Consider the following 21,530-nt stretch of genomic DNA (forward strand, 5'->3'; position numbering starts at 1 on the left):
TATGTCAGTGGTGTCAGCACTTGCTCCACGCCCCAGGCCGTGCCACGCTAGAACTGTGGGTGGTCAGCACAGACGGTCACCGTCGGATTTCGCCTAGGAGGCAACGTCAATGATTTTTATCGCTGCAAAGTTCAAGGTCAAGCCCGAATACGCAGACCAGTGGCCCGAACATACTCGCGCTTTCACCGAAGCCACACGTGCTGAACCGGGCAATCTGTGGTTCGACTGGTCACGCAGTGTTGAGGATCCCAACGAATATGTGCTGCTGGAGGCATTCCAAGATGATGCTGCCGAAGCCCATGTAACATCGGATCACTTCAAACAAGCCCAAGAGGATCTGCCGCAGTTGCTGCAGGAAACCCCAAAAGTTCGCAACATGATGCTCGAAGGCGAGCATTGGGATGAACTCGGCGAAATGAAAGTGAACTAATTCGCTATGTCCCAGCCCACCGAACACACGGCCCCTGCACTGGCTCGCTTAGACGATAGTGCGTTTACACGCGTCTTGGTGGTCGTAGCCCACCCCGACGATGCAGAATACGGGACCTCGGCTGCCGTAGCGATGTGGACCGAACGCAACATCGAAGTCGGTTACCTGCTGGTGACCGCCGGTGAGGCAGGTATGCAACGGCCGCCGTTCGAAGCTCGCAAGGTCCGCGCAGCAGAACAACGCCAGGCCTGCGATATCGTGGGCGTGAAGCACCTGACGATCTTGGACTTTCCCGACGGGCTCGTTGAGTACGGGGTGGAGTTGCGCAAGGCCATCGCCCGGGAAATCCGTGCATTCCAGCCTGACGTCGTGGTCAGTAGCGCCGGCGAGCTGCAGGTGGCCTGGGGGCTTGATCACGCGGACCACCGTGCGGTGGGACTAGCGACCATCGATGCGGTTCGAGATGCCGGCAACCAGTGGTTATTCACCGAACAGTTTCACGAGGGGCTGACCACGTGGCAGACCCAGACCATGTTGTTGACCGGGACGGCGCCAACCCATTTTGTGGAGGTCTCTCAGACCGGGGTGGACAACGCCGTAGCGTCGTTGGCAGCGCATAAGGAATATCTGACAGATATTCCTGAACATCCTGTTCCGGCCGACTTTGTGCCACAGATGCTGGCTGAGACTGGACGCTGGGCCGGGGTGGACTACGCCATGGCGTTTGCCGCCTACTAATGTCGCCCTCGACAGTTGGGCACACACCAGCCGGCGAGCACTTCGAGCATTGCAGCATCGAGGTGCTCGCCGGCTTTTTACTGCAGACAACTGTTAGCGCAGTAGGTCTACGTGGTACACGGGCCACACCTGACCACACCAGAAGGCGCCGGCCACCAGGATGATCGTCACGGCCACAACCGCCAGATCTAGGGCGCCAACCTTGAGGTAGGCCAGCCGGATATTTCTGCCGCGTTGATCGACGGTGGCGTAAGTGAAACCTCGGGTTTCCAAGGCTTCAACCGTGGTCCGCACGGATTGGGCGGTATTGAGGAAAATTGGGTAGAACGCCAAGATGGCCATTTTGATCCAATGCGCAATCGAGCGGAAGCCTAAAAATCCTGGTTTCTCGGGCGGTGCAGAACGCAGTCGATAGTTATCAAAGACCGTGTTGAACTCTTCCACCAAAATCGGCAGCATTCGATATCCGTAGCTGACGGCAAATGCCAGCAATGCCGGAGCACGCAGTGCCAGGAGAGCATCTGAGAGTTTTTCAGGATCCAATGAGACAAAGGCGGCCATTGAGGCCATCGAGATGGTGCCGAGTTTCAGAGTGAGTTCCAGCAGGGCCATGATCGTGGTGAGATCCCCGCCGAAAAATATTGCTGCAATGAAGATATAAACGGCCTCGGTCAAGAGTCCGAAGACGAATAATGCCAGGATCAGTGGGCCGACCCGGGCCAAGGCAACCGAGATTGCGGCCACCACAAACAGCACCGCCAAAACGGTGAGGTTGTGGGTGAACCACGGGATGATCGCCAGAATGAGGTACCAACCCAGCACCATCCGGGGGTCCATAACCGAAAAGAGGCCACCGCGAGTAGCATACGCCGTACGAATTAGTTCAAGTTTGACCCATTCCACGCTGAGAACATCGCGTTGCTTACGGGCCATTACTGTTTCACCCCTACTGATTTCGTCCAACCAGTCCCGACCAGTTCGTCGGGTTGAAACCGGGCAATGAACTCTGCAACCGACAGCGGTGCCGGTGAGAGTCCCACGGCTTGACCTAGCTGTGCGATTTGGGGTGGCACCAGATGGGCTTCGGCTAACAGCTCCGGATAGTCGAAGAGGGCTCGCGGGGTCAGGTCGGCGGCGACCTGACCGTTGCGCAGCACGACCACCCGGTTGGCCCATTCCGACACCAGGCTCATGTCATGGGTTGCCACCACAGCACTGGCGATGACATCCGAGAGTTCATCGAGCATGCTAATCACCGCATCGCGGCTGGTGATATCCAATGAGGCAGTCGGTTCGTCCAACACCAAGAGTGTCGGCTGCATGGCCAAGCCGATGGCCAGCGTGGCGCGACGTTGTTGCCCGCCGGACAGACTACGGCCGTCACGGTGAGCGAATTGGGTCAAACGTACTTGTTGCAGAGTGTGTTGCACGAGGTGTTGCCAGTCGGCGACTTTGCGTTCTTTGGGGTACAGCGCAATATCGGCTTCGATGGATTCTTTCAGGAACATTTGCTGAGGGTGCTGCCATAGGTAGGCGGCATGCTCGGACAGTCGCGTCGCCGAGCGGGATCGGGTGTTGATTCCATTGACTTGTATCTCGCCTTGACGCGCAACCATGATGCCCGACAGCAGTTTCAACAAGGTGGTTTTACCCGATCCGTTGCCACCCACCAGCGCAATGCGGTCGCCCCGATGGACTTGTAAATCCAGGCCGTTGAGCACCGGCTGCAGCGAAGATTTCACGGTGCGGTAACTGTGGTGCACCTTGGACGCTGCAGCAACCACCGGTCGCTGCGCTGCATGCTCTTCCTGGTCCGCTACGGCATCGGACTGGAGCGTTGCAACTGCTGGACCGATCAGCTGTGCGGCGTCTTTGACCGTGCGTGGTGATTGATCGTAGCCCAGGGCCTGGACCGCTTGGACGACCTGCGGTGCCGGGATGCCGTGTGCTTCCAGTTGACTCGAACGGTTCACGGCCTCTTGGACCGGCAGGTGCCAGACGGGGCTCCCCTGGTCCATCAGCACCACAGATTTGGCGAACTGGGCAATGAACTCGGCGTGGTGTTCGATAGTGACCACGGTGATGCCGTGCTGCTGGTTCAACACTTCCAAGCGCTCATATATCTCCAGGGCACGGGCTGGATCAAGTTCAGCGACGGGTTCATCAACCACAATGATTTCCGGGCGCATGGCCAGCACCGAGGCTAAGGCGGTGAGATGTCCCTCGCCGCCGGAAAGTTGCCACACGAACCGGTCAGCTAAGTCGGTAATCCGCAGCATCTCGAGCGCTTCGGCGGTTCGTTCGGCGTGATCGGGCATCCCGAAATTGATGGGGCTAAACGAAATCTCGTCGCGCACAGTTGGCCGGACCAGTTGGTTCATGAAGTCTTGGTAGACATAGCCCACACGCGAGGACAGTTCCGCGACGTTAGAGGTATAGGTGTCAATGCCGCAGACTTCCGTCACACCGGCGAAATCGCCGGACCAGTAATGCGGGACCAGCCCGTTGAAGGTTTTGCACAGCGTGGTCTTGGCCGAGCCGTTGCCACCAACAACGGTTACGAAGTCTGCTGTGTCGATGGTGAGGTTGACGTTTCGTAGCGTGTCCTCGTCGGCGCCGGGATACCGAAATGACACGTCGTGTAAGGCAATTGCGGGGGTCGTGGTCATTTAGCGGTTGTCCTTGTGTTGTGCTTTGCGGAAGAACATGATGGCCAGGCCGGTGACGACCACGATGGCGATCACGGAGATCCAGAGGAAGCCGTTGCCATATTCTTCGAGGAATTCGGGTTCAAAGGCACCGATGCTCACGTCCCAGGCTTCCAGGAAGGCGAAGAAGAATGAGGCGATAGACAGTAACACGGCAGCGCCAACGAAGAGGCCCGAGTTTGGCATTTTGCCCGGGATCGGTTCACCAGCCACGCGTGGGCGCATCCCCATAAGTGGTTCGATCTTGCCGTGGAGAGCTGGGATCAGCCACATGGCCGGCAGGATTCCGAACAGGATGCCCGAGATGATCAGGTCGACACCAAAACCAACGCCTTCAAGCAGCAGCATGGATTCTGGGAGGCCTTCAACGTATTCGGCTTCTTCAACTCCGACCCAGACTTTGGCCAGGTCGACTGCCGCGGACAAGAACTTGTCGACGACCACGATCAGCAGGGCGCCGATAGCAATCTGGACGCCATTGCCTGGGTTTCGGATGGCCGATCCAGCGATGTAGATGGCCAGGAACATTTGGATGAAGCCTTCGATTTCAGACAGGCCTGAGAAGTCGCCCATGAGCAGATCGGTGAAGATGATTTCACCAAGCGGTGCGCCAAGAGCGACCCAGAACGGGCTGAAGAGTGCGGCCATGGTGAGCGGGATGAACACGAAGTATGCAACCGAGATATCAACGGGGCCAATGTGGATGTCCGGGATGATTTCCAACAGGATGTTCGACAGGCCAAACAGTGCCATCGACAAGACGAAGATCATAAGTTTTTGCGGGTTGGAGAGGTCATAACGGGGTTTGTTGCCTGCTGTTGTGGCACCGCGCAGTGTGCCTGCGCGCTGGTATACGGCGTTCATATGAGGAGTTCTGCCTTTCAAAATGCTGTGGAGTGTGGCTGAGACGGGTTTAGGACAGTGTTCGGTGGTGTGCGGCTGCCTGTTGCATGATCGGCAGCAAGTCGCGGGGTGTATCAACAATGTGGGTCGCAACGCTTTGATCAAGTGCCGCTTGAAGTGCGGACTCTGCGGTGCTGCCACCCCGTACAAGGACGCGCTGTCCAATGCCGCAGGCCTGGGCCCCGAGTCCATCGGTTTGGGGTTTATCTCCAAGGAAGTAGGTGTGGTGTAGGTCGGCGTCTGCGATATCCAGGGCGGCTTGGACGATGGCGGGATGTGGTTTCCGTAAACCGATTTCGTCAGAGGCCACAACGGCTGTGACGTATTGCGCAAGGCCGTGTTTTTGCAGTTGAGCACGCACGGCAGCACCGGAGACGGTATTGGTCACCACGACCACGGGATATCCCTGCTCGGTACACCAGGCCATGAGCTCGTCTACTCCCGACCGCATGATGCGGCGGGATTTTGCTTGACCCCAGTGGGCCATGAGTCGAGGGGCTTCGCAGCGTAGCAATGCGGCAACCGCTGGTTTCTGGTGTTTGGCACCGTAGGTGCCCCAGAATGTCGCGGGGGTAACCTCGCTGTGGTCACCGCGCTCTTGGCGTTCGCGTTTGCCGTGGCGATGGCCCGCGGTCGCGTTGGCCAGGATGTTGGCAGCAAGCTGATGCGGGTCATTCACACCGTCAACCGGTCGCATCAGATCGGCGAGTTCGTCTACGAACTCTGCCTGGGCTTCCGGATCGTCCTGCGAGTGGGAGATCACGCCACCGTGGTCGATGAGCAATGCGAATCTGGGTGGTTTGTCTCCGGCAGGTTCGGGTGGCGCTGGAGTCTGCTGGGTCGCTTGTGCTAACAGGTTCACCAGTCCGCTGGGAGTATCCAGGATGACGTCGGCACGATCTCGTACCGCAAATGGCGGTGTATCGGTGTGATGGCAGCGGGTCAGTACGACGGCGCCGACTCCGGCTCGACGGCCGGCGACCACGTCACGATCCTGGGTGTCGCCGACATACCAGCAGGCCCCTAGTTCTACATCGAGTGCGTTGGCGGCCAACGTCAACATCTGGGGGTGTGGTTTTCGGATGCCGACTTCATCGGAGTAGACCTGGACCGAAAACGCGTGGTCCAATCCGTGGTCAGCAAGGATCTGGCGGTGTGAGGCTCCGGAATGTGCATTGGAAACGATGCCTAACGGGATCTTGCGCCGGGCACACGCTGCAATGAGCTCGGGGATTCCAGGGCGCAGGTGATGATCCGAGATCAGGAAGTTTTGTTGTTTGACCAGCTCGTGAGCATGACTGCCAAGAAATTCTCGCAGACCGGCTGGCAAATCGGACATCATGAACTCTGTAATCACTTCGCGATGGGTCAGTTCGCGAGGTGTCAGCGTGCGACTCGAGGCGTTTTTCCAGGATTTCAGCGCGCTCAGTCCGGCATCAATGCTTTCACGTAACCGTCCAACGGTGTAGTCGATATTGATGTCGGCCAGCAGGTTGGCATAGAACGCAGCCAGCCGATCGCGGCCGTCTGGATATTTCGAAGTTTCGAAGATGACTCCCCCAAAGTCCAGCAGAATGGCCTGCGGTGACGGCAAGCCGGATGCAGTGGGGGTCGTGGTGTCGGTCGCTGTCGCGGCAAGCGCGGCGACATTGGAGGTAATCAGTGAACTCATGGCTCTGAGCCTAAGAGCCCATCTTGACTTGAGCGTGTCAGCCAGGTGAACAATCTGGAACGTTCCAGCTATCTTTTGGAACGTTCCAGGATTTTCGGCTACGGAAAGCACAAACTGTCTGATCTTGGCGGTGAATCATGCTAAAAGTAGCAGCATGGAATCCTCTGCACCCCCCGGACGCTCACGCCCGACCATCATTGATGTGGCACGTGCCGCCGGTGTCTCGAAATCGTTAGTGTCACTAGCCCTGTCCAATAAATCCGGCGTCAGTCAAACCTCCCGTGCCAAAATCCTGAAGGCCGCCGATCAGATTGGCTACACCTCCAATCCATGGGCCCGTTCGCTGGTTCGAGGCCGCACGCGTTTGATAGGTGTCGTAGCAACCGATATTGCCAGCGCCTACAACGCTGATGTGGTGGTCGGCATCGAGGATGAGGCAGCCCAAGAAGACTATGAAGTGCTGGTGACCCACGGTCGGCGCGATCCTGACCACCTGGCCCGTGGAGTGCAACGCATGTTGCAGTTGGGTGTCGACGGGCTCATTGTGGTGTCCTCTAGAGTTCCGCAAGCAGTCTTGGACGATGCGGCTCGCCGCCGTCCAGTGGTGGTGGTAGGGCGACCAACTGGTGCCAGCGAATTCGTGGATGTGATCCATAACGACGACGAACTTGGCGGCGCACTAGCCATTGAGCACCTGCACACTCAGGGCCACCGCCGTATCGGTTTTATCGCCACGTCAACCCAGGCAGCAGTCCGCGCACGCGGGGCCGCATATGAGCAAACGATGCAACGTTTGGGTCTGGACTATCGGTGGCAACTGCCCACAGATTTTCCGAAGGATCCAGGATTTGCGCAACGAGTCTTTGACCTAGTGGCCGAAACACCGAGCAAAGATGCTCCGACCGCGCTATTTGTGGCAACCGATGGCACCGCAATCCGACTGCTCGGGGAAGCATTGGACCGCGGACTGCGGGTTCCACAGGATATGGCGCTGGTGGGTTACAACAATTCCACTGTGGCCTCGACGATGCGCCCGGGGTTGACCAGCGTGGATCAACCCCGCAACGACATGGGCAGCCTTGCAATGCGGTACCTTTTGCAGCGCATTGCAGGGCGCACCGAATATCGCGTGGAGATTATGACGCCACAGTTAGTGCAACGCAATTCGTCAACTGCCTGAACTTATCCTCGATTGAGCCCCACAGCGTGTGACTGTTGGAGACGGCGCTGCTGAGTATGGGCTGAATATCTGCTGGGCATGACACTCAGCCTCCTTTGCTAATGTCACCGAGAATCACGATTTCAACGTTAGGAAGTGCTGAAAATGCCGAAGAAGTTGCTTTTGAGTCTCGCAGCAGCCGCTGCGGCCTTCACCCTGGCAGCATGCGGAGCAGACGGTGAAGAAGAGGACGGCGGCCAGGCCGAACAGAGCCAGGAACAGGGTCAACAGGCGATGCCGGAACCGGATCTTGAAAACATTCCAGATGTCGTTGCGGAAATTGATGGCGAAGAGATCTCCGGTGAAGAATTCTCGCAGAACTACGAAGCACAGTTCCAGCAACTGTCCATGCAGTCCCAGATGACCGGCGAGGAACCGGATCAGGATGAAATTAAGCAGCAGGCTCTGGAGATGATGATCAACAGCGAGCTGCTGGTCAATGAAGCCGAAGAGCAGGACTTCACAGCCTCCGACGAGGACGTCGATGAGTATCTTTCGACCATGGCTGAGGAAAATGGCATGGAATCATCTGATGAACTGGTGACGCAGTTTGAAGAACAAGGCCTCGACGAAGAACGTGTTCGTGAAGACGTCCGCAAGGAAGTGCTCATGGACCAGGTCGTCGAAACCGTTGACGTTGAAGAACCATCAGATGAAGACATCAAGGAAATATACGACACTCAGGTCGAACAGCTCGAGGCCATGAATGAGCAAATGGAAGAAGGCCAGGAACAAGAGGTCCCATCCTTTGAAGAGTTGAAACCCGACCTCGAGGAACAGGCCGCCCAGCAGAAGGAAAACGAAGCCGTCTCAGCTCATTTGGAGACACTCCGTGAGGACGCTGAGATCGAAACACATATCTAAACTGACGATCACGTCAGCCCCGGTGCATGAAAAGACTTCGGCCGCGGTGTACGGGTAAAACCGTGCACCGCGGCCGAAGCTATTTGAAGAAGTCTCTTATTCTTGTTCTTGACCCATCTGGGAAACGATTTCGTTACGGACCGCTTCGATCTGCTCTTGGGCAAGTCCGAACTGGTGGTCGGCACCAAAGTCAAGCACAATGCCGGCGTCTGTCACAGACTGAATAATCGCCGAACCCGGGACCACACTCACATGTGGGGCAGCCTCGGTGAAATCTTCCGGAATGCCTTCTGGATCGGTGAACAGCGGCATCACCGGATTGCCTTCGGTGTCCTGTAACATCAGTGGGCTGACCGAGCCATCTTCGCCGGCCTGATCCACGGATGGGAAGACCACCTGTGAGTTCAAAAAGGCATTGACGACATCCACGACGTGCTCATTGCTTGTCTCGCCTGAAGTCGCTGTGATCAGCTTTTCTCGTAGGTCCGTCTGCTCTGGAAATCCTGCGTCCTGTGTCATCTCAATACCTCAATTATTCTTTCATCGGGGACCTGCTGTCCACAGGCATAACGACCTCCACGCTACGCAATACAAGGCCTCGTGTGAAATCGTTGAGCATCGTCGGCTTTATTGTTCTGCTATACGCTCTGATGCGCGCTCGACCTGACGAGCCTGGTTCTCTTGTTCAGGAGTCAAAGGAGCACCTTTCGGTTCGCGAATCGACAAGATTGCTAGACCAGAGATAACTGCCATAAGGGTCAAGTAGATACCCACTGATCCAACCCATCCGGTTGCGCCGGTCAGATACTGCGCGATGGTGGGAGCGAACGCGCCACCAATAACAGCGCCGATGGCATAAGAAATTGAAACGCCAGACAACCGAGTACGCGAAGGGAACATTTCTGAGTACATGGCAGATTGTGGACCGTAGCTCAAACCGATCGGAATCGTGAAGACCATGACAGAAAATACGATCAGAGGCATGCTCCCCGTGTCGATCATGAGGAACATCGGGATCGACCAGACAACCTGGAATCCGAAGCCAATCAAATATGTTGGACGCCTACCAATGCGGTCCGAAATCACACCTGCAAACAGCGTGGTGAATATCCAGACCGCGGCCGCAGCGGAGACCAACATCAACATGTCGCTTTCCGAGACACCGTGAGTCGAAGTCACATACCCTAAGACAAAACCGCCGGTGACCATATAGCCGGCTGCGTTATTCCCAGCAAACGCAAGTGCAGCCTTGATGACAGTCCGCCAATCATCTTGGAAAAGCTGCTTTAGTGGTGTCTTGGTTTGCGTGGCACTGTTCCGAAGCTCTTGGAACACCGGAGTCTCAGCTACTTTGCGACGAATATAGTAGCCAACGAAAATCAGAATAAATGATAAAAGGAAGGGGACTCGCCAGCCCCACTGCTGGAATTGCTCTTCGGTAAGTACCATCGAACAGACGCCGAGGATAGCGGAAGCCAGGAGCATCCCGAGCGGCACACCAATCTGCGGGTAGGCGCCAAAGAGTCCACGTTTAGGCGTTGGAGCATGCTCCACGGCCATCAACGCGGCACCTCCCCACTCACCGCCGGCTGATACACCCTGCAGAATCCGCAGCAGAATCAGCGTAATCGGCGCCCACACACCAAGAGTTGCATAGGTAGGCAGCAAACCGATGAGTGTGGTGGCCACACCCATGAGCCCAAGGGTGAGCATCAAGACCATACGCCGACCGAACTTATCGCCGACCCAGCCTGCAATGACCGCTCCCAGCGGGCGAAAGAGAAATGATATCCCCACTGATGCATACGAGAGTAACTGCGCCAACTGGGGGTTCTCTTGACCGACTGGACCGAAATATTGTCCCGCAAAAATAATGGCTGCGGCGTTTGCATAAATAAAGAAGTCGTACCATTCGACGGTGGTGCCGACCAGTGTTCCCCCAAGAACACGTTTCTGTTCACGGGAGAAACCAGCCTTGTGACTCTGCGCTTGTGCTGTCATATTCTTTTCCTCAATTTTGAGCTGTATTCGTGGGACTCTTCGCACCCGTGAACGCAGCGGTTAATTTTATACGTCGCGCTTCTACCAGGTGACCGGCAACGTTGTAAGTCCCCGGAAAACCCAGCCGTGCCATTTCGGCTGGCGCACCGGATCAAGCTCCAGGTTCGGTAAACGCTCATACAACCGAGGTAGAGCATGTTCGGCTATAGCATTCTTGGCAGCCAATTTGCCTGCACAAAGGTGGACTCCACTACCGAAACCAAGGTGTCCCCCGGCAGCTCTACGGATATCATATGTATCTGGGTCGACAAATGCCTGGCTATCCCGGTTGGCACTCGCCAAGAGGAGCCCTACATTCGTTCCCTGTTCCAGATGCACCCCGAAGAATTCGGTGTCGGCTGCGACCTCCCGAGGTATCATCCCGATGGGAGACTGCCAACGGACTGTTTCTTCAAAGGCATGATTCCACTGGGCGCTTCCGTCCAGCAGTAGGTCTCGCTGTTGTGGATGTTTCGATAAAGCCCACACCATGTTGGAGATCATATGCTGCGGCTCGTTCATGCCGCCAGAGATTGTGAGTTTTGCGTTTGCCCTGACTGATTCTTCAGGCAGTCCAACTTCTAGCAGGTGGGAAGTGATTGAACCGTCTGGTTGTTTACGCAATCGAGGCAAAAGATCGTCTAGGATCTCGTCTACCTCTTCCCGGCTCTGGTCACAACGTCGCCAAATCTCCTGATCGTCCAGCAGATTGCCGGTGCCAGCAATAAAATCTATTGACCATCTGCTCATGTCCTCGACTCCCACAGACTCAGGGAATCCCAAAAGGTCAATAAGATTCTGGCTTGCAACCGGGGCTGCGAAATCAACATTTATATCTGCATCGGCGGGGCCTTTTTCTATGAGGTAGTCCAACCATTTTTCAACAGTTTCTTTGAACTTCGGAGACCATAAATTCTTGATAGCTCGTGGACGCAACGTTGGGTTAATCGCCTGACGTTCAGTCGCGTGCTCTGGATCGTCTTTACGCAACATCGGCCGGGCCCCAATGGCCCGCATCATGGTCAAGTTTGTCTCTGAATACGAGCTAAAGATTTCCGGATGATGTTCGGCTTCCTTCACTGCTTCGTGGGTCGTGACCAAAACCCTCGCCACCGCAGGAGCATAAACTACAGGTCCCACTTCGCGGAGCCGCTCATACTGGGGGTATGGGTCGACCATCGCTTCCTGTGGATCAAACCACTGTGCAACAGGGAGGTTCGTCCGACTGGGTGTTGTAGTCATAGTGCAACTCCTAAAGGCGTTTTCCGAAACAACGATGTGATTCGAGCGTGATTTGCGTCATATATTGCGTAGTAGTGCTCATTCTGCAAACTCTTGACACCGCGTGACAAGCGGTATTTTCCGTGTAACTTCCACGCTTACAACGAGGATTCGTCACCTTTATCCATGGCACCAACGAGGTCCGCGCTAATGGACTGCGCGCAATCAACCACTGCCCTAACGCGCGGCGGGATGGTCTCCAGTTTCCAACTCATCTGAACGCCCACCGCTCGCGGAGCAGGATCGATGGGCAAATACACAACCTGCTTGCCGTCCCAGGTGTCCCTGGAGACCTGTCGGCGCATTAAAAGCGTGTACCCCAAGTTTCTACCAACAAGAGAGCGACATAACTCGTAGTCCGGAGTGCGATACTTAATCCGAGGCGTCACTCCCCGGGCGGACATCAGCTCCAACGTATGGGTTCGACTGGACAGAATGTCGAGCAGAACCATATCTTCATCAGCTACTTCACTAAGCGAAGCAGATTCCCGATCCGCTAGACGATGATCAGAGGCGACGACCAACATTGCTCGGGTCGTTGACAATTGGACATTTTCAAATTCCGGCGGAACATCTATATCGAAGGAAACTACGAGGTCCAATTCTGAGTTCTCGATTTTTGCAATCATCGGCGCCAGATCATCCGTGTGGTACTCAAGCTCAATTCCCGGGAACCGATGACCGACTTCCACGATCAACTGCGGCAGGATCAGGCTAGCAAGCGTTGGACTACAACCGATTCGAACAGGACCAACCACCGCCCCCGCGTCGCGCCCAACCGCAGCAGTCAGCTCGGCGCCATCCGCAAGGATCCGCCGTGCAAGCGGCAGGACCGTTCGGCCATCCGAAGTCAGTGTGGCGCCGTGCGATCGCCTCCGCTGAAAAAGTTTTGCCCTCAAAGACCTTTCCATCGCCGAGATCGCATCGGCCACCGTTGAGTCGGAAGCGCTAAGCAAGATGGCTGCTTTTGCAATTGAACCGGCTTCTGCAACCGCAAGGAAGCATTCAACTTGTCGCAACGTAAACCGCAATGACGATGCTGGTTGTTCAAAATGCTCATCCACCATGCCAACACTCCACTTCCTATCCCCGGGTTACCCGGGGATATAAAACGATTATTCCCGCTTCCGTACGGGTATGACTTAGATCATAATCGAAGGTAGCGGACAATATTCGACCAAAGAGTTAGGAATCAAAGATGTCTAAGATTACTTTTGTACACCCGGATGCAACCGAAGAGACCGTCGAAGCCCCCGCGAATCAGAGTGTTATGCGCACCGCCATCCTGAATTCTGTATCAGGAATCGTTGGTGAATGTGGTGGCCAAGCCATGTGCGCAACCTGTCACGTATACGTCGAAGACGTCGAGGGCGAACTTCCCGAGATCAGCGAAGACGAAGAAGAAATGCTCGAGTGCACTGCTGATGAACAGTTGCCAAATAGCCGACTCGGATGTCAGTTATCCGCCGAGACGCACTTCAACCAGATCACAGTACGACTGCCAGAAAGTCAGGTGTAGAAATGACTACTAATGTCGTCATCATTGGAGCTGGACAAGCAGGCGTCACAGCCGCTCTATCGCTTCGCGACCAGGGATGGGACCAAGAGATTCACATCATTGGAGCAGAAGGTCACGTCCCGTATCAGCGTCCGCCTCTGTCGAAAGGCTATCTTGCAGGCACCGAGGATATATCTGACCTGGCACTGTGTTCAACTGCGGCGCTGGGCAATCAACAGATCACAACGCACTTTGGTGTGGCAGTAACTCAACTGCATCGTGAACAAAAAGTCGTCGTCCTCGACAATGGCAAAAGACTCCAATACCGTTGGCTAATCATCGCAACAGGCTCGGAACCCCGTGATCTCATGGTGCCCGGCAAGGAATTATCTGGGCTTCATTCCGTTCGCACGGTGGAAGATGCCGATGCCCTGCGAGAATGTTTCACTAACGGTGGGCATACGGTCTTTATCGGCGGCGGATTCTTGAATCTTGAGGTGGCAGCTGAAGCCGCCCGCCACGGTTCAGTCACCGTTCTGGAAGTCGCACCACAAATCCTTGGACGTGTGCTGAGTCGCCCAGCCGCTGAGGCATTAGCCAAACACCATCAACAGCTTGGTGTCGACATCCGGTGCGGTACCTCAATACGAGCTATCCTTGGCGAAAACAATAAAGTCGCCGCAGTAGAGCTGGAAGATGGCGAACGTATAGCTGCAGCGCGCGTAGTAGTTTCGGTTGGAGCTACGGCGCGCGATGAGCTTGCAGCTCAAGCGGGTCTGGTGACCGATGCAGGGATCATTGTCGATGAACAACTTCGGACCAGCGATGACAGTATCTTTGCTATTGGCGATTGCGCCGTCTTTCCAAGCGTTTATGCAGACAGCACTATGCGTGTGGAATCTGTCCAAAATGCGACTGACCAAGCACGACACGTCGCCTCGGTCATAACAAAGGGCTCACTGGAAGATTATCAGGCGCTCCCGTGGTTCTGGAGTATTCAGGGAACCCAGCGCGTACAGATTGCAGGTCTGGCACTTCCTGACGACGACACAAGAGTTGTACAGCACGATGAGGCCACAGGAAAGCTAGTCGTTGAGCGTCTGCGAGACGATCGTCTGGTAGCAGTTGAAACTATCAACGCTCCTGGCCCTCACATGAAGGCCAGGAAAACGCTCGCAGCCTCGGTAACGCATCTGGCGTCTCAAGTAGCGAGCTAATGTCAGAGTAATGGGCGGTGACGGGAAATTCCCATCACCGCCCATTATGCACCGGGTGGTTATGCGCGATATGTAGTGCGAGCGAATTCCGTCAGTGGAGCTGGTTGGACCGTTGCACGGATCTGCACCTGCACGTGATCTTCGACCTGCAACTTCGACGATGGGGTGTCTTCACCCCATTTCACCACCACTTCGGTTCCCGGTTCCGCAAATTGTGGATCAACCACAGCCAGGGAGAGCATGGCCCGTTCATTGGCGGAGTATCCCGTCCACGTGGACAGCCCAATGGTCCGTCCATTGACCTCGACCCGGTCGAAATGGAATGTATCATAGAGCGCCATCGGCAGATTGATGAATTTCGCGCCCGGGCCATCTTGAAACATCGAGGCATACGCTTTGCCGACGTCGTCACCGTTCCACACCAAGGTCACTTTCTGACGGGCTCCCTCTGCTGACGTGTGTTCAAGGGCGTCACGACCGATAAAGTCATGGTCAAAGGAAATGATCTTGCCGTAGTCGAGTTCATACGGTGTGAAGTAGTAGTCTTCAATGTTTTCGGAATAAAAGCTCCCACCCAGTGGCGAGATGGTCTCGTAGGCGTTGTCATCCAGCCACCGACGGTAGTCGGCGAGTCGTTCACCGGTATAAATGGCAGGCAGGGGTCGCGGTAGCCACCCTGATTCTAGTGCGTTGGTGTGATAAGCGCGTGCACCGACCTGGACGAGGCCGTGCTGTTTCCCGGAGGCCAAGATGGCACCGTGTACCGCGTCGTGATGCTCCCACGGTCCCCAAATTTCAACACCGGGCTCCCCCGCCATGCCGTGACGCAGCACGCGCACGGGCTTATCGGCGATGGTCACCGTGGTCATGTTGAAGAATTTGAGCTTCGGCGGTTGTGCGCCCATGGCCTCGGCCAGCACTTCCATAGCGCCGGGGCCTTGGAGCTGATAGCGGTACAGTTCTGGTGGTCCTTGGCGGACCGCGGAGCTGTCGTCGCGGCGAATTTCGACGTCATAGTTACCAGTTTCGGCGTGATACTGCATCCAGTTGATCGACGGCGGAATGCCAACCGCACGATATTCGTTCTCATCGAGATGAAAGAGGATGTTGTCTCCGATGATGTAGCCGTCATAGTTCACCGCGACGAATTGTTTGGCCTTGTCAACGGGAAAGTTTTCCATCGAGTTGATGGCGAGGTCTTTGATCAGGCGCAGGGCGTCGGGGCCTTTGAGGTTGAGATCGACCATGTGGTGCGACTGGTCGTAGATGACTGCTGTTTTGCGCCAGGCGAGTTGTTCATCTCGCCAGTTCGAAAATTCTGGGGCCAGCCGCGGAACGACCGACGGTGGTGTCTGGGCCTCCCACAACAGATTGACGGCGCTGCCGGCCTGCTGAATGGCTTCTTCAAGATTCTTGGACATGAACACTCCTTGTAATGCTTGACGCTGCGGCCACACTCCCAGTATCTGCGTGCTAGCTCACTTTGAAAAGCACATCGCGGTGCGGTTGTAACGCACCTGCAGCTCGGATGCGCTATCGATAGCGGGGGTCGATACACTGAAGCCAAGTCCACGGGTGAGCGTCCCGGCTGACCCGATGTCTTTGCTGATCCCACGGGAGGTTTCCTTGGCCGTAGACATACTGCATGAACTGGATGAACTGCTCGCTGAACAACGAGCCCTGTATCGCGATCTGCATCTGCAACCTGAACTCAGCATGCAGGAACATAACACCGCACAAAGAATAAACAACGAGCTGGACACACTGGATATAGAAGTTCAGCGCATCGGCGGCACTGGTGTGGTCGCCGTGCTACGCAACGGTGACGGGCCCACTATCATGGCCCGCGCAGACACCGATGCCTTACCACTGTCCGAACAAACCGGGTTGGACTACGCATCGAAGATAGATGGTGTCATGCATGCCTGCGGCCACGATATGCATGTGGCCACGCTGTTGGGCGCGGTGAAAGTGTTGGCTGCCAAGCCGCAGGCCTGGGCAGGAACCTATATTGCCGTGTTCCAACCGGGCGAGGAGATCGCTGCCGGAGCCCAAGCAATGCTGGATGATGGTCTGGTCGAGAAGATCCCGCGCCCCGAGGTTGCCCTGGCACAACATGTCATGCCCACTGAAGCTGGCACCATCGGCACCAGCGCCGGACCGATTTTATCTGCCGGGGATTCCCTCAAAATAACCGTGCACGGACAAGGCGCCCACGGATCGATGCCGCACAACAGTATTGATCCGGTAGTACTGGCCTCCTCCATTGTGCTGCAGCTGCAAACCATCGTCTCGCGAGAAACCCATCCTGGTGAATTCGCGGTTGTGACCGTTGGTGCGCTCAATGCGGGAACAAAGTCGAATATCATCCCCGATCGCGCGGAACTCTTATTGAATCTGCGCACCTACGACGAGGCAGTACGCGAGCGCATCATGAAATCCATTGAACGTATTGTGCACGGTATGTGCCAAGCCGCTGGGTCACCGCTGGACCCAGCGTTTGCCTACTATGACCAGTTCCCGTTGACCACGAATGATGCTGAGGTCAATGCAAAGGTGACCGAAGCATTCACGGAATTTTTTGGCAGCAAAGCCGTTTATCAGACCGATCCATACACCGCGTCTGAAGACTTCAGCCGTCTCCCCGATGCATTTGGTATCCCGTATACCTACTGGGTGATTGGCTCCGTTGAGGCTGAAAAGTATCGTCAGGCGGTTGCCGAAGGCACGGTTGCCCAAAACATCCCCGCAAATCATTCGCCGGCTTTCGCACCGGACATTGACCCGACGCTAGAGACCGGAATCCAAACACACGTGGTAGCCGCACTGGCCTACCTCGCTGCACCGTAGCAACGACGATATCGTCCACGGCCCCAACGCCGTCTATGAGCCACCGTCAAGAGACCCTCAACGGGTGACCGCAACAATCTGACTCGACAGTCTCTGCCAGCGAGCTATCCCGCAGTACACTGGGCTCATGGATACGCTGCAGCAATACCTGGAAACCGTCCCGAACCAAGAGCATCGAAACAGCATGCAGCACCTCATTGAGTGGGTGGCCGCGAACTTTCCGGATCTGAACCTTGAGATCAAATGGAATCAGCCGATGATGCTTCACAACCAAACATTCATTATCGGCTTCAGTGCAGCCGCAAAGTATGTTTCGATTGCACCCGAAACGGCCGTTTTGCACGAATTCCTCGATCGCATCATCCAGACCGGCTATGGGCACACGAAGATGAAATTCCAGATCAAATGGAACCAAGAGATCGATTATGCGCTCTTGAGTGACATCATCGAGCGCAGCATTGAATTCAAAAAGGGTTCAACAACGTTCTGGGCCTAACGGATTGTAGCCTGAACCACCTATCGTTCGCGCCGGGGTGCTAATGTGCGATTATGAAATCCCATAATCCGCCCGCGCATGCCGCGGATTTATCCGTCATCGATGCCGCCCACGCGCTGCGCTGCGGGGAGCTCACCGCGGTTGAACTCCTAGAGGCTCAGCTTGACCGTATTGCGCAACGCAATGGTGGCGAACCAAGTTTTGATGGCGATGAGCAATCGATTAATGCCTGGGCGCGAGTGTATCCCCAACGTGGTCGACAGCAGGCCATAGCCGCCGATCAGCGGCTGAGAACCGAAGCGGACAGCGCACCAGCACTGTGCGGGATTCCCTGGGGCGCCAAAGATCTTTTTCCAGTTGCACAGCTACCTGTAACGGCGTCTTCTCGTGTGCTCGAGCACAACATTGCACAACGATCCGCGGCGGTCGTTGAGCATTTGGAAGCACAATCCATGGTGTTGTTGGGGCACACCCACACTCATGAGTTTGCGGCCGGTGGTTCAACCGATCAGGTGGGCAATCCGTGGGATCTCAACAAGTCCGCCGGCGGGTCAAGCGGTGGATCGGCTGCTGCCATTGCCGCCGGCATGGTCCCGGCAGCCCTGGGCACCGACACCGCCGGATCGGTTCGCATTCCCGCGTCACTGTGCGGGATTGCGGCCATTAAACCATCCTTCAATCAAGTGCCCACGACCGGGGTCATACCACTTGCACCAACACTTGATCATGTCGGTGCTATGGCTCGGACCGTAGCTGACTGTGCGCTGCTGCTCAATGAAATGAGTCAGGCTCCTATGGCAGGGCTTCCGTGGATGGGATGGGGCGACCCGAGCCTAAACTTAGCCACCCAGCCGGATTTGAGCCGACGGCCGCTGGCCGGCACGCGCATTGCAGTTACCCAGCGCACTATGATCGACCTGGTTGACGACGATGTTGTTGAAGCCGTGGACGACGCTCGTGCAGCGTGTGAGCGATTGGGCGCAACGATCGTGGAACTGTCGGCTCCGGTGGAGATGAATAAAACCGACTACGACACCATTTTGTTGGCCGAGGCGCGCAGCTACCATGCCCGCTATGCGGAACACGAGGAACTGTATCGGGGCAGTACGCGAGACTTTTTGGCGTTTGGGGCACCCGAGATGTCCGTCAGCCAGTATTTAGCATCGCAGCATGCGCGCATCGAGGCCACCGACCGTTGGCGCAACTGGTTCCGGGGCCACGGCATTGATGCGCTGCTGGAGCCAACCCAGGCGATTCCGGCACCCAAACGCGGCAGTGGTTATGATGCCGATCAAGCGGTTGGCGGAGAAGACCCAATGACCTTATTTACTGCGCTGTGGAACTTTACCGGGTTTCCTGCGGTGACCGTTCCCACCGCGCTTGGATCACGCAGTGGGTTACCGATGAGCATCTCGCTGATTTCTGGTCCCGGCCAAGAACATCGGGCAGTGCGCATCGGTTTGGCACTACAACGTTATGAATTTCCGTCGTTGACCCCGGTGTCAGCGTCCTCGTTATAACAAGCACTCCAAGCAGAAATTTCTAACTGCGTCCCACCATCCTCGACGCTGCGCAACGCCACCATGTAGGCATCCTCGGTCACCAAACCCTGCTCGGTGCCGGCCTTGTCTTCGGTGACCGACATATTCGTGGCGAGCCGCCAACCGTGCTCGACATGCAGCACATTGACGAGGTCATCAATAACTTCCGCTGCATCGGTTCCGTCAGCCAACGGCACCAGCGTTTCACCGGGATAGTACAGCGCGGCACCAGCATTGCCGGTCTCAATGCCCTGACAGACCCGTGGTGCAGCATCGTGGTCTGCTAGCTCGGGCAGCGGCCGGGTGGTATCGACAACATCGTCGGGCACCAAGTCTCGAATAAGCTGCATGGTGGCGATACTGCCCTCGCGCGCTTCGGCTGCGTCAATCCACTCGCGTTCCTCGGACTCGTTGACACACCCCAGCAGTCCGCCGGCCAAGATGCCGACCGCCACCAAGCTTGGTGCCCTGAAACTCAACCATTGCTGCATGCTCTTACTGTAGCGAACGTCCCGTCGCATTTTTGATTCGCTCAGGATCGATTCTGATTCCGAAACGATCGGACCCATTGCGCACTAAAAAGCCAGAATACAGCGAAGTTTTGGAGTCATGAAGTGTAGTTAGGAGCTGTGTATTGAGATTAACACGACGCGTCACCAGGCTATTTACCAAACCTTGACCGGGAACATCCCGGATGCCAACCTGAAACTAACTGTAACGCAGCCCACAATTCAAGATTGGTTCACACGAAACGCAACCTCTACGAGCACGCTCGTATAAAGGACTTGATACGCGTCATGACGACACAACATTCCGGCAAAAAACGTTCCCGCTATTCGGCATTCCAACTGTTTTCCAAGGGCCTTACCCAGGAAGGCTGGCCCGAGGTTTGGTCCCAGCCTGAGATGAAAAGCAGTTACGATGTGGTGATTATCGGCGGTGGTCTCCACGGCCTCGCCACCGCATACTATCTGGCAAAAAACCACGGCATCACAGATATCGCTGTGATCGACAAAGGCTATATCGGAGGCGGCGGTTCCGGCCGCAATACCTCGATTCTGCGGTCCAACTACCTCACCCCAGAAGGCGTGCGTTTCTATGATCGCTCGCTGAAACTCTATGAAGAGCTCTCCGGGGAGCTGAACTTCAACCTGATGTTTGCTCAGATGGGCCACATGTCGTTGGCCCACGACGACGGGGGCATGCGCACCATGCGCTGGCGCGCCGAGGTCAATAAAGCCCAGGGTGTCAATTCCGAGGTCATCGGTCCCGCAGAAGTTGAAGAACTCGTCCCCTACATTGACGTCTCCAAAAACACCCGGTATCCGGTACTGGGTGCGCTCTACCACCCACCGGGCGGCACCATTCGCCACGATGCTGTGGTGTGGGGTTATGCTCGTGCCGCACACGAAATGGGCGTGCACGTTATTCAGCACACCGAAGTGACCGGCATTGACGTCGAAGGCGGCAAAGTCACCGGGGTGCAGACCTCACAGGGGCGCATCGCCACCGAGACTGCGGTCAACTGTACCGCTGGTTGGGCTTCACTGATTTCCGATATGGCCGGTGTGCGTATGCCGGTTACCACGTCGCCGCTGCAGGCGGCAGTCACCGAACCGGTCAAGCCGTTCTTGGGCACCGTCGTGGTCTCGGGAACCCTGCACGTGTATGTGAGCCAAACCGACCGCGGTGAACTCGTATTCGGTGCCAGTGTCGATCCATTTACATCGTATTCGATGCGCGGCACCCTGGAGTTCGTCGAAGGTCTGGCCACCAACGTGCTGAGCCTGATGCCTTCGCTGTCCAAAATGCGACTGCTGCGCCAGTGGGCGGGCCTGTGTGACATGACTCCGGACTACTCCCCCATCATGGGCGGGACCGAGGTCGATGGCTTCTATGTAGATGTTGGGTGGGGCACCTACGGTTTCAAGGCCGGGCCAGTCGCCGGGGAATCCATGGCGGCACTGATCGCCACCGAGAAAACCCCGGAACTGATCAAAGGCTTTGGCATGGAGCGCTTCTCGACCGGCCAGCTGGTCGGCGAAAAAGGCGCCGCCGCGGTAGGTCACTAAA

Annotated in this window: 20 protein-coding genes; 10 read left to right on the forward strand and 10 right to left on the reverse strand. The window is 56.3% G+C overall.

Features of this window, described 5'->3' with window-relative positions:
• Positions 1–109: 109 nt before the first annotated feature.
• Positions 110–430 (forward strand): putative quinol monooxygenase, encoded by a 321-nt coding sequence (locus G583_RS0102320; protein WP_022869586.1) that lies wholly within the window; start codon positions 110–112, stop codon positions 428–430.
• A gap of 6 nt (positions 431–436) precedes the next feature.
• Positions 437–1,168, forward strand: coding sequence for a PIG-L deacetylase family protein (locus G583_RS0102325; RefSeq protein ID WP_022869587.1), 732 nt, complete (start codon positions 437–439; stop codon positions 1,166–1,168).
• Between the two features lie 93 nt (positions 1,169–1,261).
• On the opposite strand, the gene G583_RS0102330 is transcribed toward G583_RS0102325, so the two are convergent.
• Genes G583_RS0102330 through G583_RS0102345 form a run of 4 tightly spaced genes read right to left on the reverse strand, consistent with a single transcriptional unit; the run spans position 1,262 to position 6,451 of the window.
• Positions 1,262–2,101 carry an energy-coupling factor transporter transmembrane component T family protein gene (locus G583_RS0102330; RefSeq protein WP_022869588.1) on the reverse strand — a complete coding sequence of 280 codons (840 nt, stop codon included), beginning with the start codon at positions 2,099–2,101 and terminating at the stop codon, positions 1,262–1,264.
• Positions 2,101–3,837 (reverse strand): ABC transporter ATP-binding protein, encoded by a 1,737-nt coding sequence (locus tag G583_RS0102335; RefSeq protein ID WP_022869589.1) that lies wholly within the window; start codon positions 3,835–3,837, stop codon positions 2,101–2,103. The genes G583_RS0102330 and G583_RS0102335 overlap by 1 nt, the downstream gene beginning before the upstream one ends.
• Complete coding sequence (locus G583_RS0102340; protein WP_022869590.1) at positions 3,838–4,740, reverse strand: hypothetical protein; 903 nt, start codon at positions 4,738–4,740, stop codon at positions 3,838–3,840.
• A 49-nt stretch (positions 4,741–4,789) separates the two neighbouring features.
• Positions 4,790–6,451 (reverse strand): HAD-IA family hydrolase, encoded by a 1,662-nt coding sequence (locus G583_RS0102345; protein WP_029629197.1) that lies wholly within the window; start codon positions 6,449–6,451, stop codon positions 4,790–4,792.
• 154 nt (positions 6,452–6,605) lie between these two features.
• Here G583_RS0102345 and G583_RS0102350 point away from each other — a divergent pair, with 154 nt between their 5' ends.
• Together G583_RS0102350 and G583_RS0102355 are read left to right on the forward strand one after the other, a co-directional pair.
• Entirely contained in the window at positions 6,606–7,631 is a 1,026-nt protein-coding gene (locus tag G583_RS0102350) for a LacI family DNA-binding transcriptional regulator (RefSeq protein WP_029629198.1), read from the forward strand.
• Positions 7,632–7,775: 144 nt separating this feature from the next.
• Complete coding sequence (locus tag G583_RS0102355) at positions 7,776–8,534, forward strand: SurA N-terminal domain-containing protein (RefSeq protein WP_022869591.1); 759 nt, start codon at positions 7,776–7,778, stop codon at positions 8,532–8,534.
• Between the two features lie 96 nt (positions 8,535–8,630).
• On the opposite strand, the gene G583_RS0102360 is transcribed toward G583_RS0102355, so the two are convergent.
• From G583_RS0102360 to G583_RS13755, 4 genes are all read right to left on the reverse strand, one after another.
• Entirely contained in the window at positions 8,631–9,053 is a 423-nt protein-coding gene (locus G583_RS0102360) for an SseB family protein (protein WP_022869592.1), read from the reverse strand.
• Between the two features lie 108 nt (positions 9,054–9,161).
• A complete protein-coding gene (locus G583_RS13750; RefSeq protein WP_022869593.1) occupies positions 9,162–10,535 on the reverse strand; it encodes an MFS transporter in 1,374 nt (457 codons plus the stop codon).
• An 81-nt stretch (positions 10,536–10,616) separates the two neighbouring features.
• On the reverse strand, positions 10,617–11,816 hold the full coding sequence (locus G583_RS0102370; RefSeq protein WP_022869594.1) for a cytochrome P450: 1,200 nt from the start codon (positions 11,814–11,816) through the stop codon (positions 10,617–10,619).
• Positions 11,817–11,953: 137 nt separating this feature from the next.
• Positions 11,954–12,922 carry a LysR substrate-binding domain-containing protein gene (locus G583_RS13755; RefSeq protein WP_022869595.1) on the reverse strand — a complete coding sequence of 323 codons (969 nt, stop codon included), beginning with the start codon at positions 12,920–12,922 and terminating at the stop codon, positions 11,954–11,956.
• 131 nt (positions 12,923–13,053) lie between these two features.
• Here G583_RS13755 and G583_RS0102380 point away from each other — a divergent pair, with 131 nt between their 5' ends.
• Both G583_RS0102380 and G583_RS13760 read left to right on the forward strand, forming a co-directional pair.
• Positions 13,054–13,374 carry a 2Fe-2S iron-sulfur cluster-binding protein gene (locus G583_RS0102380; RefSeq protein ID WP_022869596.1) on the forward strand — a complete coding sequence of 107 codons (321 nt, stop codon included), beginning with the start codon at positions 13,054–13,056 and terminating at the stop codon, positions 13,372–13,374.
• 2 nt (positions 13,375–13,376) lie between these two features.
• Entirely contained in the window at positions 13,377–14,570 is a 1,194-nt protein-coding gene (locus G583_RS13760; RefSeq protein ID WP_022869597.1) for an NAD(P)/FAD-dependent oxidoreductase, read from the forward strand.
• A 59-nt stretch (positions 14,571–14,629) separates the two neighbouring features.
• Here the strand turns inward: G583_RS13760 and G583_RS0102390 are convergent, their stop codons facing one another.
• Positions 14,630–15,991, reverse strand: coding sequence for an aminomethyltransferase family protein (locus tag G583_RS0102390; protein WP_022869598.1), 1,362 nt, complete (start codon positions 15,989–15,991; stop codon positions 14,630–14,632).
• Positions 15,992–16,196: 205 nt separating this feature from the next.
• On the opposite strand from G583_RS0102390, the gene G583_RS0102395 reads away from it, so the two are divergent.
• The 3 genes from G583_RS0102395 to G583_RS13765 all read left to right on the forward strand — a co-directional run bounded on the left by G583_RS0102395 (position 16,197) and on the right by G583_RS13765 (position 19,436).
• Positions 16,197–17,420 carry an amidohydrolase gene (locus G583_RS0102395; RefSeq protein WP_245540561.1) on the forward strand — a complete coding sequence of 408 codons (1,224 nt, stop codon included), beginning with the start codon at positions 16,197–16,199 and terminating at the stop codon, positions 17,418–17,420.
• A 127-nt stretch (positions 17,421–17,547) separates the two neighbouring features.
• Positions 17,548–17,916: an iron chaperone gene (locus G583_RS0102400; RefSeq protein WP_022869600.1), complete on the forward strand. Its 369-nt coding sequence runs from the start codon at positions 17,548–17,550 to the stop codon at positions 17,914–17,916.
• Between the two features lie 53 nt (positions 17,917–17,969).
• On the forward strand, positions 17,970–19,436 hold the full coding sequence (locus tag G583_RS13765; RefSeq protein WP_022869601.1) for an amidase: 1,467 nt from the start codon (positions 17,970–17,972) through the stop codon (positions 19,434–19,436).
• Here the strand turns inward: G583_RS13765 and G583_RS0102410 are convergent.
• Positions 19,391–19,948 (reverse strand): hypothetical protein, encoded by a 558-nt coding sequence (locus G583_RS0102410; protein WP_156832034.1) that lies wholly within the window; start codon positions 19,946–19,948, stop codon positions 19,391–19,393. The genes G583_RS13765 and G583_RS0102410 overlap by 46 nt on opposite strands.
• A gap of 306 nt (positions 19,949–20,254) precedes the next feature.
• Between G583_RS0102410 and G583_RS0102415 the strand changes: the two genes are divergently transcribed.
• A complete protein-coding gene (locus G583_RS0102415; protein WP_022869603.1) occupies positions 20,255–21,529 on the forward strand; it encodes an FAD-dependent oxidoreductase in 1,275 nt (424 codons plus the stop codon).
• Position 21,530: the final 1 nt, after the last annotated feature.

It is taken from the genome of Yaniella halotolerans DSM 15476, assembly GCF_000420805.1.
In the GTDB taxonomy this organism is placed as follows: Bacteria; Actinomycetota; Actinomycetes; order Actinomycetales; family Micrococcaceae; genus Yaniella; species Yaniella halotolerans.